The sequence below is a fragment of the Saccharicrinis aurantiacus genome, from assembly GCF_947489045.1.
Classification (GTDB): domain Bacteria; phylum Bacteroidota; class Bacteroidia; order Bacteroidales; family Marinilabiliaceae; genus Saccharicrinis; species Saccharicrinis aurantiacus.
This window is the reverse complement of record NZ_CANLCN010000001.1, coordinates 376,976-389,623: the sequence shown is the minus strand read 5'-3', so window position 1 is coordinate 389,623 and position 12,648 is coordinate 376,976. Positions and strand designations below refer to the sequence as shown.

At 33.5% G+C, this 12,648-nt stretch carries 11 protein-coding genes; 7 read left to right on the top strand and 4 right to left on the bottom strand.

Features of this window, described 5'->3' with window-relative positions; genetic code table 11:
- Window positions 1-150 precede the first annotated feature (150 nt).
- Window positions 151-1,386 (top strand): glycoside hydrolase family 16 protein, encoded by a 1,236-nt coding sequence (locus QMO11_RS01550; protein ID WP_282035706.1) that lies wholly within the window; start codon window positions 151-153, stop codon window positions 1,384-1,386.
- A 53-nt stretch (window positions 1,387-1,439) separates the two neighbouring features.
- On the opposite strand, the gene QMO11_RS01545 is transcribed toward QMO11_RS01550, so the two are convergent.
- Complete coding sequence (locus tag QMO11_RS01545; protein WP_282035705.1) at window positions 1,440-3,659, bottom strand: RelA/SpoT family protein; 2,220 nt, start codon at window positions 3,657-3,659, stop codon at window positions 1,440-1,442.
- Between the two features lie 229 nt (window positions 3,660-3,888).
- Between QMO11_RS01545 and QMO11_RS01540 the strand changes: the two genes are divergently transcribed.
- The 3 genes from QMO11_RS01540 to QMO11_RS01530 all read left to right on the top strand — a co-directional run bounded on the left by QMO11_RS01540 (window position 3,889) and on the right by QMO11_RS01530 (window position 4,934).
- The gene (locus tag QMO11_RS01540) at window positions 3,889-4,179 is read left to right on the top strand and encodes a YtxH domain-containing protein (protein WP_068472862.1); all 291 of its coding nucleotides are present in this window, start codon (window positions 3,889-3,891) and stop codon (window positions 4,177-4,179) included.
- A gap of 121 nt (window positions 4,180-4,300) precedes the next feature.
- The gene (locus tag QMO11_RS01535; protein WP_068472860.1) at window positions 4,301-4,672 is read left to right on the top strand and encodes a phage holin family protein; all 372 of its coding nucleotides are present in this window, start codon (window positions 4,301-4,303) and stop codon (window positions 4,670-4,672) included.
- Complete coding sequence (locus QMO11_RS01530; RefSeq protein WP_075602906.1) at window positions 4,662-4,934, top strand: hypothetical protein; 273 nt, start codon at window positions 4,662-4,664, stop codon at window positions 4,932-4,934. The genes QMO11_RS01535 and QMO11_RS01530 overlap by 11 nt, the downstream gene beginning before the upstream one ends.
- Window positions 4,935-5,013: 79 nt before the next feature.
- Here the strand turns inward: QMO11_RS01530 and QMO11_RS01525 are convergent, their stop codons facing one another.
- The gene (locus tag QMO11_RS01525; RefSeq protein WP_282035704.1) at window positions 5,014-7,488 is read right to left on the bottom strand and encodes an AMP-binding protein; all 2,475 of its coding nucleotides are present in this window, start codon (window positions 7,486-7,488) and stop codon (window positions 5,014-5,016) included.
- Between the two features lie 240 nt (window positions 7,489-7,728).
- On the opposite strand from QMO11_RS01525, the gene QMO11_RS01520 reads away from it, so the two are divergent.
- Window positions 7,729-8,286 (top strand): DJ-1 family glyoxalase III, encoded by a 558-nt coding sequence (locus QMO11_RS01520; RefSeq protein WP_282035703.1) that lies wholly within the window; start codon window positions 7,729-7,731, stop codon window positions 8,284-8,286.
- Between the two features lie 57 nt (window positions 8,287-8,343).
- Here QMO11_RS01520 and QMO11_RS01515 read toward each other — a convergent pair whose 3' ends face one another.
- Entirely contained in the window at window positions 8,344-8,670 is a 327-nt protein-coding gene (locus QMO11_RS01515; protein WP_068472850.1) for a DUF4907 domain-containing protein, read from the bottom strand.
- A complete protein-coding gene (locus tag QMO11_RS01510) occupies window positions 8,654-9,667 on the bottom strand; it encodes a Kelch repeat-containing protein (RefSeq protein WP_282035702.1) in 1,014 nt (337 codons plus the stop codon). The genes QMO11_RS01515 and QMO11_RS01510 overlap by 17 nt, the downstream gene beginning before the upstream one ends.
- Before the next feature lie 348 nt (window positions 9,668-10,015).
- Between QMO11_RS01510 and QMO11_RS01505 the strand changes: the two genes are divergently transcribed.
- The gene (locus QMO11_RS01505) at window positions 10,016-11,335 is read left to right on the top strand and encodes a DUF4270 family protein (protein WP_282035701.1); all 1,320 of its coding nucleotides are present in this window, start codon (window positions 10,016-10,018) and stop codon (window positions 11,333-11,335) included.
- A 9-nt stretch (window positions 11,336-11,344) separates the two neighbouring features.
- Window positions 11,345-12,586, top strand: a complete 1,242-nt coding sequence (bamG, locus tag QMO11_RS01500) for a BamG family beta-barrel-assembly machinery protein (protein ID WP_282035700.1) — start codon at window positions 11,345-11,347, stop codon at window positions 12,584-12,586.
- Window positions 12,587-12,648 lie beyond the last annotated feature (62 nt).

The following is a 12,648-nucleotide window of genomic DNA, read 5'->3' as shown; positions in this document are numbered from 1 at the left end:
AATACATTACGTAAACTATTTTATAATAAAACACTTAGTATAACAAAGCAGCTTCTTATAGAACTAATAATAATTATTCATCCATTTTATTAAAACCATTTTTCATTTTTAGCGTACAACTTTTAATAATTTAAATCAAAATCAATCTTCATGGCCAGTATATTTGGAATTAATTTTGGAAACAAAATTCCTTCAACCGATAAATTTGAAGCTTCAATTAAACAATTAGAACTAGACTTTGAACGCTTTACGGAACTAGAAAAATCGGACTTACTTTTAAGGTATAATGAATTAAAAGATATTGTTAACAGCCCAGAATTTAACTCGAAAGTGAAAAAGTTAAAAAAAGAGCGTTTTAAAGACTCTCTAGCTTTTGCAAAGGAGAAAGAATTTAAAGCTTTAAAGCGATCTAGAATAGTTAAGCGATATAATAAGTTTTTAAGTAAAGGCAATAACGAAAAAGCAGAAGAATTAAAATCAACTGCAGAAGTTATTAAGTATTACGAACTAAAAGAATATACTGTATCACAAGAGTTCACTGAAATAAAAGCTCATATGACGGATAAAAACCGTTATAAAAACTCTGAAGAACATAAACTAATAGAAGAGTTTACGGGCCTAGAAAAGAACGATGATTTAAACTGGTTTTTTAAAACTCAGAATAATAATTCATTTGAGGACCTTAACAAATGGTCGTTGACTTTTGAAGAGCAATTTAGCACTAACACATTAGATAAAAACAAATGGCTTACAGGTTACTTTTGGGGTAAAACTCTACTGAATGATAACTATGTACAGGCCAATGAAAAACAGTTCTTTACCGATAAAAATGTAAGCACTTCAAATAACTGTGCGCAAATCACTACCAAAACTGAGAAATGTACAGGTAAAGTATGGGATACTACTATTGGATTTAGACCCCAAGAATTTAACCTTACTTCAGGTATAATTAATACTGGCCAAAGCTTTCGTCAACAGTATGGTAAATTTGAAGCTAAAATTAAATTTACCCATAATAAAGATGCTCAGCATATTTTTAGTTTACACTCAGAAACTGTAACACCTCAAATTAACATCTGTAAGTCTGGAAAATCAAGCAACAAATCAATTGTAGGAAACTTTTGGCAACAAAATAATGAAGTTCAAGCTAACGAGAAAACACTAAACGCGCCAACCTCAACTAGTAAGTATTTAATTTACTCACTTGAATGGAGCAAAAATAAACTAGAGTGGAAAATTAATGGTTCAACAATTCATACAGAAACCAATAACATTCCAACAGATCCAATGTACCTCAGCTTTAGCACTCACTTTTTAGAGGAGCCAAAAAATGGCTTACCACTTTCTTTTGATATAGATTGGGTTAAAACTTATAAATTAAATTAACACATAAAAAAAGCGGCTATGCCGCTTTTTTTATCTTCAACAATAGCAATTTCCTATGCCCTATCAATCCTTGATACAGCGTATACTCCTTTAACATTTTTAATCTTCCTAATTAAAGTATTAAGCACATTTGTATCGTTTACAAAAACGGTAACAGACCCTTCAAAACTTCCTTCATTGGAATCAATTGAAATAGAACGCATCTTCATACTCATATCTTTTGTAATAACCTGACTAATGTTACTTACTATACCAATATCATCAGTTCCAGTAACTTTTAGTGTGGCCTGAAAACTTGCCGAAGCCCCATCAGTCCATTGTGCATTTACAATTCTATAACCAAATTTAGTTCGCATCTCAGGAGCATTAGGGCACGACTTCCTGTGAATTTTTATACCACCAATTGCTACTACAAAGCCAAAAATATCATCACCAAATATCGGATTACAACATTTTGCTAATGAGTAATCAACATTTTTCAGATTCTTATCAATCATTAAAACATCTGAAGATTGACTCTCTTCATCCTCTTGAACAACAAAATTAGTCGCACTTTTCAAAGAAGCTATTTCTTCAATTGGCTTTTCACTTTCCTTATCGTCTTTATGAAGGATAAATTCCTTCACAGCCATTACATCAATGGCTCCGGTTGAAACATCTCTAAAGAAATCGTTGATACTTTTTGTTTTAAAATGCTTTACCAACTGATGAGTTAACTGATCAGTTAACTCCATTTTCCAGTTTTTCAAGCGTCGTACCAGTGTTTCTTTACCAAATTCTGCTTCCTTATATTCAATTTCTCGAAGCGTTTGCTTCAACTTTGTTTTTGCTCTACTTGTAGCAACAATATTTACCCATTCAGGTCGTGGCACTTGATTATTAGCAGTAATAATCTCAATATGATCTCCGTTAGAAACCTCATGCTTAATGGATACATGTTTACCATTAATTTTAGCTCCAGTACATTTCTTTCCTACTTCTGAATGAATATCAAAGGCAAAATCTAATATTGTAGCTCCTTTGGGTAAACGACGCAAATCTCCTTTAGGAGTAAAAACAAATACCTCCTCATCGTAAAGATTCAATTTAAAATCATCAATAAAATCTACGGCGTTTCTTTCAGGATTTTCAAGGACTTCGCGAATATTACTTAACCATTCGTCCATTCCCTTCTCACCTGAGCCTCCTTTATATTTCCAATGTGCAGCCAGTCCCTTTTCAGCAACTTCGTTCATTCTATTGGTACGAATTTGAACTTCAACCCATTTCTTTTCTGGCCCTAACACCGTGGTATGTAAAGATTCATAACCATTTGATTTAGGTATTGAAAGCCAATCTCTCAAACGAGATGGATTGGGTTGATACTTATCGGTTACAACAGAATACACTTTCCAACAATCGGGCTTTTCCGTATTTCCTTCACTATCCAATATAACTCTAATGGCAAACAAATCGTACACCTTCTCAAAAGGCGTATTTTGTTTCTTCATTTTATTATGAATGGAATGAATGGACTTAGTTCTACCTTTTATATCAAACTTCAATCCCATATCAGTAAGCTCCTTTTTCAAGGGAGCAATAAAATCCCCAATATATTTATCTCTAGCTCGCTTAGTTTCATTCAGTTTTTTGGCAATAAAAGAATACATTTCTCTATTTGTAAACTTCATTACCAAATCTTCCATTTCGGATTTTATGGCGTATAAACCTAAACGATGTGCCATTGGAGCATACAAATAACCAACCTCAGCAGCAATTTTATGTTGGCGTTCCTCATCAAGTAAATGCAAAGTTCGCATTACCTGTAATCGGTCGGCTATAATTATAAGAATAACACGTACATCTTGCGCAAATGTGAGTAATAATTTTCTGAAGTTATCTGTTTCAATGGATGTATCCTTATCATATAACTCCCTAACCTTAAGCAAACCACTAACTATTGCCTCAACGTTTTCACCAAATATCTCAGATATTTCGTGCTTCTCCATATCGTCGTTTCGCAACAAATCATAAAGTAAAGCACATGTAACTGATGTTCTTCCTAAACCTATTTCGGAACCAACTATTTGGGCTACATCAAGTGAGTGTACTGCTGAAAGAATTCCGGTTTTTCTTCGAATTTCTTTTTTTCGAGACAAGGCCATTAACATTGCAGTACGAACCTCTTTTAGATCTTCTTTATTGAAAATATTTTTACTCGATTTAAGAAGACTTCTATATTTATTTATAACTTCTTTACGTTCTATAGCGCTTAGCTCATTTTGGGTCTCCATTAGGATATATATCGTTTATTTGTGATTTCAGGTATTTATAAGACCAATATATTAAATGCTAATATTAGTACATCGTTCAAAAATAACCTTCATTCGTCTTTAATCAAAACAAATGTGTCAAAAGCTTTTATGTTTTATTTGATATTACAAGCAATAATTACGATATTAAACATATTACATTATACGTAATATTACTTTATATTTTTATAACAATTAAATAGTTTAAATCATGAAAAATACTGGCTTATTTTTAGGTGGAATTATTGCAGGTGCTGTTTTAGGCGCTGCTGCAGCATTACTTTATGCTCCACAAACAGGAACTGAAACTCGTAAGGACATTAAGGACAAATTAGACGACCTTGAGAAAGAATTAGAAGTAACTAAAGGAAAGATTAAAAGCAAAGGCGGCGAATTAAAGGATGAATTAAAGGAAAAGATGGGCAATTTAGAATCTAAAATTGAACAACTTATCTCACAAGCAAAAAAAGCCCCCGAAGCTTCTGAAACGAGTGCAAACTAATTAATATCGTATGAATATTTTTTGCAGCCTAAATTGATTTTTCTATTTTTCATGAATTATTCAATTTAGGCTTATTAAAAAATACCAAACCAATACATAAGCTAAAACAAATCTTATTTAGATGGATCTAAAAAAAACGATACGTAATGAGGCCAGTGAAATATCTGAAGAGGTGGAATCATATGTTCAAAATAAAATAAACCTCACTAAACTTCAAATAGCGGAAGATATTAGTAGGTTATTCTCTTCTACAGCAATAATTGTAGTCCTATCCTACTTCAGCTTCTTCACTTTATTGATGTTATCATTGGCAGGAGGTCACTTTTTAAGCAGCTTATTGGGCAGTACTGAGTTAGGTTTTTTAATAATCGCAGCTATCTATGCTTTACTTGCTTTGGTATTCTTTTTAATGAGAAAAAAAGTTGTTCAGAAGCCAATTATCAAGTCTATTACTAGAATGTTCTTCCAAAAACACGATGATTATGAAGCCTAATAATTTTAGAAATATTGAGTCGTTTGAGGATTTTGAAAACGAAAAGGTTCGTTTGTACTATGAACTTAAATTAACAGAGAAGAAATTACTCATTAAAAAGATGGAAATTTCAGAGGCACTTAGTCCTGCAAATATTCTTACCACCATTTTTACTGAAATATCTAAACCTTTGCTAAGGCAATTTGGAGAGCTTATTAAAAACCTCTTTAGCCGCAATAAGAAATCTAACGAGGACAAAGAACAACCAGAAAAAGAAAGTTAAATCATACAAACTTCAAAGCATAAAAAAAGCGTTATAGAACTAATCTCTTATAACGCTTTTCTATTTTAATATTTTTATGCTAGGCCTTAATGCGCTTCTGCTTAAAACTAATTTTATTATATACCAACTGACTAATTTTATCATAAGTATTATCACTTGGTAAAACCGGTTCTAAAAACTCTACCATTACCTTTTTAAAAGGTTTCGGAAAGTAAGTTCCCCTTGGTAAAGCATCAAAAGCACCTTTTATTGAAACAGGTACAATGGGTACATTAAGTTCTCTACTCAATATCGCAAAGGTCTTTTTAAAATCGCCTAAGTCACCATCTTTCGTTCGGGTTCCTTCAGGAAAAATAATGAGATTTTTCTTCTTTTTAAGTGCCTCACCCATTTTTTGGATGGACTCTTTCAGATCTTTATTCAAATCCATTACAATAATATTATTTCTATTTGCTAGAAATTTAAGCCACTTACTACTCACATGCTTTTCTTTTGCATAGAAGTAAGTGTTTTTAATAATATTACTTTTCAAGAAAGAGGCAACAAACAAGCCATCAAAGTAACTTTGATGATTTGGCGCTATAATACATGGTTCATTAGGTATATTATTTAGACCCTTTCCCTTTAATCTGAAATATCCTTTAAAAAATACCTTTGACATTTTTACTAAAGCACGACCTGTAAACCATGTTTTTGGTAGCGAGAGATTTACTTTCTCCTTAAGAATCTTTGTCCAGTCAATTTTCTCAACACTCATTTTACTTCTATGCTCATTTATGTAAAATGACAACTCTTTAAGATCCTTAAAGCTAACAAGATCTACCGGCTCTATATTTACACCAAAAGTAGATTGAATAAAAACTTGAAGACTTACTTTATCAAGCGAATCCATTCCTAAATCCATTTCTAGATGATAGTGTGGAAATACTTTTTTGTTTTTCTCCTGCTCTAAATAGTTTGATAATATTTTGTACTCTTTAAGATCAACTTGTTCTGTTACAATAGGCTCTGCTACAAGCTCTGATTCTAACTCATTTAGTTTAAACCTACGCACTTTACCTAACCTAGTACGCGGAAGCTCACCTTCAAAAACCGTAAAATCCATTATCTTTTTATACGGTGCACATTGTTGGTTATAATTATCAATAACCTCCCATTTTAATTGTTTTTGAAGCTCCTCAACATTATTATTTTTAAATAATAATTCATCGGATGGAACCAAAATAGCACGTATTTGATCGCCATTTTGATAAACACCCACTTCCTTAACAAAAGCTGCGTATCGCTCTAACTTAATTTCTATCTCAACAGGATTGATATTTTTACCGTTACTTAATACAATTATTTCCTTTTTTCTACCAGTAATGTGTAAATAACCTTCTTTATCAAAATGCCCAAGGTCGCCAGTATGTAGCCAACCATTTTTCATAACCTCAGCCGTTTCTTCTGGTCGGTTATAATACCCTTGCATTATATTTTTACCACGAGCTGTAACCTCACCATCTTTAATATCAATTTCACATGATGGTAAAGGAAAACCAGGAGAACCGACTTTAACAAAACCAGGTCGGGTAAAGGTAATCATTGGAGCTGCTTCAGTCATACCATACCCTTCTAAAACCTCGAAACCGAGCGTCTTATAGTCATTTCCAACTTCAGAATCTAATGCTGCACCTCCGCAAACCATATAGCGAATGCTTCCTCCAAATTTATCATGGACTGATTTAAATATAAATCTGGAAAACGAAGGAGAATTCACTTTTTCTGCAATAGAAAATAACAGCTTTGCAACCTTACTTTGATTAATTTTATCCTTTACACCTTTACGTATAGCGCTAAATAATCGTGGTACACCTATTAAAAGTGTAACCTTAATTTCTTTTAAAGTTTTGATAATATCCTCAGAAGCCATACTAGGAGACATGGCTATTGTACCTCCTGAATATAAAGGCATAACCATAGTTCCTAAAAGAGGAAAAATGTGATGCAATGGTAGCAACATTAAAATTCGATCTTGAGGTCGAAATATTTTAACATCCTCAGAAACAGCATGGATATTTGCCAAAATATTCTGATATGACAACATAACACCCTTAGGACTGCCTGTTGTACCCGATGTATAAATAATTACGGATGTAGCATCCAAGCTAGGATCAATAACAGGATAGTCTGTATCTGAATTTTCAACCACCGCTTCATAATCATCAATAATAATTATGGTCGGTTTATACTTTACACCTTTCAAAGCTTCTTGAAGATCAGCTTTCATCTCTTCAGAAGTAAAAATAACTTCAGGGGTACAATCATTTAATATATAAGCCACTTCACTTGAAGTGCTCATAAAATCAACTGGTACTACCACTGAATTATTAATCCAACCTGCATAAAAGCTATATATCCATCCTACCCTATTTTCAGAGTATATGGCAATCTTATTTGTGGAATCTGCATTAAATAAATTGCTAAAAGCATTTATTTTTTTTCCTAAAAGGTTATATGAAATCTTCCCCTCTTTACCAACAATAGCAGTTCTATCACCTCTATATAAAAACATTATTTCTCTGTATTAATTGGGCAAATATATCAATAATTACTTAGTTGACATCAAATACCAAGCCATATACCTAATAACACCTTAGAATGCCAATTTGTTATGAGATTAAATCTTGAAGATATTGTATTATTTTTATTAGAATTGCACTTATTCTTAATGGAGAAGGTTATAAACCTCTTTATTAAGGATAAAATATTATATATTCGGAAATATTACTCATAACATAAAATATTATCTAAGATGAAAAAGGTTTATATATTCGTTGCTGATGGCTTTGAGGAGATAGAGCTTATTACTCCGCTTGACGTTTTAAGAAGGGCTGAATTGGATGTTGTTACTGTTTCTATTAGCGAAAAAAAGGAAGTAACAGGTGCTCATAATGTTACATTTTTAACTGATGCACTATTTAGTGATAGTAAATACTCAGATGCGGAACTTTTACTTTTGCCAGGAGGAATGCCAGGAGCAAAAAAACTAAACGAACATACTGAATTAAAAGAACTTGTTGCTAGTTTTAACAAAAGAGGAAAAACAATTGCTGCTATCTGTGCTGCTCCAATAGTATTAGGTGGTTTAGGAATTTTAAAACGTAAAAATGCAACTTGTTACCCTGGTTTTGAGGCTGAATTAGAAGGTGCAAATATTACAGGAGAGGCTGTTGAAGTTGATAAGAATATTATTACGGCAAAAGGCCCTGGAGCTGCAATGTATTTTTCATTAGCTATTGTTACAAAACTTTGCGGAGAACAAAAAGCAATTCAATTAGCTAAAGAAATGGTATTGGCAGGAACCTATTAGTTAAAAGCTGCTCTGATACCTAGCATATCAGAACAGCTTAACCAAAACCAAACCTAACTATAGTGATTCATTTATACCTAATAAAGTGAGCTCTCTTACTTCTACTTTTGGTATTTCGTTATTTCTTATTTTATCCGCTACTAAATTACCTACTAACTCAGCATCCTTTCTGCTTTTAAAAGCAATTTTGCCTGGTATTGCAGGTATAATATTCTGGCAGATAAACACTTTGTTATTCACATATACTTCATATCCCCATTTCTCACCTTCGCCAAAAACTTCTAAATTCACATTATCTGCGGCAGCTTTTGGTGTTTGGGGCGAGCAAGCTAGTACAAGAGTTAAAACAATAACTGTAATAATATATCTAGTCTGCGCTATCATACTCATCATATGGCTTAAAAATGTATAAATCATTAAACGAATAACTTCCATTTCCTCCTGTGGCTATATATCCCTGTCCATTAACCGTAAAGCCAACAGCTCCATTTCTACCAGCTCCTTCAAAGTCCGTTTTTTGAGTCCACCTGTCTGAAGAAGGATTATACTCCCAGGTTTCAACACTATTGCTGCTTTGAATACCTGCTGTTAAATATGCCAGTCCGCCCATAACAAAGGTACTGCCCTTATATCTAGCCATAGTATAATCATCATCAAAAGAATCATCAGTATAATCAGACAACCTGTTTAAAGCAGTCCACTCATCACTATCTGCATCGTACTTATAAAAGTCGTCTAAATAACCCCCATTACTAAGACCACTTAAAACGTAACCTTCGTTGTTAATTACAAAGCACATTGCATCCCTACGCGATGTTCCTTTCACACTTGCTTTTTTCTCCCACACGTCCGATTCACTATCATACTGATAGAAATCGCGAACAGCAACGTTTCCCGAGTCGTAACCAGTACCTACGTAACCTTTACCATTGGCATAAAAAGCAATGGCTCCATAGCGCGCTGTACCCGCAAAATCAGCTTTCTGAGTCCAAACATTAGCCTCTGGGTCATATTCGTAAAAATCTTGTAGCTTATCACTTCCATCATAACCAGTACCACAATATCCTTTTTTATCAGAAGCAAAAGCAACTGCTCCATTACGCGCTACTCCCGGAAAATCAGCTATCTGAGTCCACGAATCTTTATTCGCATCATATACAAAAAAATCATTTAACCGATCCTTATTCTCAATATCGTATCCGGTGCCTATATAAGCATCATCATTAATGGTAAAACAGACTGCTTCTGTTCTCGGAGTTCCTTCAAATGTTGATAACTCTATCCAGTTACCCAGGTAATCTTCATCATCATCGCTACAACTCACAAAAACAAATCCGAATGTTACCAAAACGGCAGTTATAATTAAGGAGTATCTCATCATCTTTTGTTCTTTAAATAGTTAGTTTATGTTTTACTGATGACAAAAATATAGCCTCCTTTACTGTGGCTAACTATAACATAGATATAAAGCCGAGAAACATCGACTAATAGGGAATTTTATTCGTTCTATCTGATTTAAATTTCTCTATGAAATGATAAAAACAGTCTATCAAAAATATATACCATTGATTATCAATAAACTAAAATCCACTCCCTTTTAACCTCTATTTTTAAACAAGTGGTTAGCGACCAAAACAGCCTATTAGTCGAATTTTAACAGGTCATAAGCTACTTTTTAAGAATCCCAAGCTCAAAAGTAATTTCCTTTGCCTGCATAAAACTTAAGAATATGAATATTAAACTGACTTTATATTGCATTATTATTGCACAATTATGTTTTGCCTGCGGCGATGATGATGTTAGCATGCTTCGATTGGGCGAAGATTTCGTCGACTCAGAATCCGGTATCGTTTTAATAGATACACTTTCAATTAAATTAAGCAACGTACACATAGATTCTATACAAACCTCTAATACCGGTGTAGCATTAGTTGGAGCTTACAACTCCGACGAAACAGGTAAAATCCAAGCGGACGCCATTTTCAGGTTAGGTCTCTGCTCAGAAAATATTACTGATGAGGATGTGTTAGATTCAATAACAATATGCGTTAAACATAACCAATATTACAGAGGTGATACCAGTCAGATTTTATCTTTTAAGATACACGAATTAGAAACTGATTTGGATGGTCTTGACGAAAGTATCTTTTATAACACCACTACTTTTTCTGTTGTTGATGAAGCTATTGGAGAGGTAAGTTACTATCCTTCGCCAAATAGTGGAGATGAGTATGAATTTAAACTTAGTAATGCGTTTAGTACACGTTTGTTTAATTTATTTTTAGAGGATGCTGACGAAGTTGGGGACGCAACATCCTTTGTTGAATATTTAAAAGGTATCGTATTTAAAAGTGATGAAAACGATGCTATTGTGGGATTTTTAGCAAATGAGGAGGATCTTAAACTAAAAATGTATTACCACAGAGTAGAACACGAGAAACTTGAATTTACGGCTACCTTCCCTATTGAAGTTTCAAACAATCAGTTCAATCATATCCAATCAGATAGGAGCACTAGTTTATTAAAAGACCTAAACACACAGAGAGAGGACATTGGCAGTCTACAGACCAATAACACCGTATTTCTGGAAGGCGGAACGGGAGTAATGACCAAAGTAATGTTTCCCGGATTGGCTCACGTATTTCAGCTTGTTTTATTAAATCAGATTATAAAAGCTGAGCTCATTTTGGAACCAACAAAACAAAGCATTGAAGCTAATGATTATAATTTACCCCTATCTTTATCGGCTTATACTACCAATAACACCAATGCAGCAACCGGTTTTTTAGTAGGAAGTGATGGTATCACAGAACTAACCTTCTCTTTAGTAAAAACTCCCCACGATTATGAAGAATCATACTACTACACAATAGACATAACTCAATATATTATCAACGAACTATTAAACGGATATTTCGACCCTGACTTTGCTTTATTGGTAAGTTTAAATGGAAGCGACCAAGCATCAACCGTTAAAAACTTAGCAATTGGTGGTGACGAAAACACCGACTTTACACCAAAATTTAAACTATACACCTATTACTACTAAATAGTGTTTATGAATAACAGGACAATAAGGGTACTTAAAAACATTGCATATTTTTCAATTCTTTGGGTACAAATAACAACAGCTCAAACCAACTCTCTATCTCCATATTCATCATTTGGAGTAGGTAGAATAGAAAATTCAGGTTTTGGCAATAACCAAGGTATGGGAGGAGCAGGAATAGCCCTACCTACTACCAACCGAATAAACGCTCTCAATGCTGCTTCATTATCAGGTGTAGATAGCTTAGAAATGTTATTTGATATAGGCCTCGGAATAAACTCAACCACTTACTCCTCTTCTTCAGGAGATGCAAGTGCTGTTTCCGGAGGCTTAAACAACATAGCTTTGGCATTTAAACTATCTCCTATTATTAATACAAGCATAGGGATATCACAATTTTCGTCAATAGGCTACAATGTTACTTCTAGCACTTATATTGATGGTGGAAATAGCGAGATAAACAAATCTTACGAAGGTAGCGGAGGAATTGATGAAGTGTTTATATCAAACTCAATATCTATATTCAAAAACTTCTCGCTAGGCCTGAAGTTCTCATACTTATTCGGACAAATAAAAAAAACAGAATACTATAACGATAGTGAAATTGGTGGTGAACTTGAATTAAATTATGCCGATAACTTAAAACAAATCTATTTTGAACCCGGATTTCAATATCACATAAATACTACTAAAAATACTTTTAGTATTGGAGGAATATACAGCCCCGAAGTCAATTTTAATTCCTCGCGAAGCGTTACCACATCCAGCACAAGTGGTGCAGGCATAATTGAAGATATTGATGGAGATAACTATGAGCTGCCAAGTATGATGGCTGGTGGTGTGGCTTGGATAAACAAAAGTGGAATTAAATTAGCTATAGATTATAGGTTACAAAAATGGAGTAATGTTGAATATACCAGCGTAAAAGTAAGCTATAAAGACAGTCATAAATTTGCCACTGGACTAGAGTACACAAATACGAAAAGTAAAAGGGCAGCGCCATATATTTGGCAACTTGGGGGATATTATGAAGATACTTATTTAAAAGTAAAAGGTAAATCCATTGTTGATAGAGGAATAAACCTAGGTGTGGCTGTGCCGCTTAGAAATAAGGACTCCTACCTCAACCTTAATTTTAATTATGGAAAAAGAGGCACAAATGATAATACCTTAATTACCGAAGATTATTATGGTGTGAACCTCAGTTTATCAATTATGGAACAATGGTTTAAAAAGCAGAAATTAAATTAACAACAATCTTCTATGCTGTAATTGATTAGAATTACAGCGTAGAAAATTGATAACGACAATAG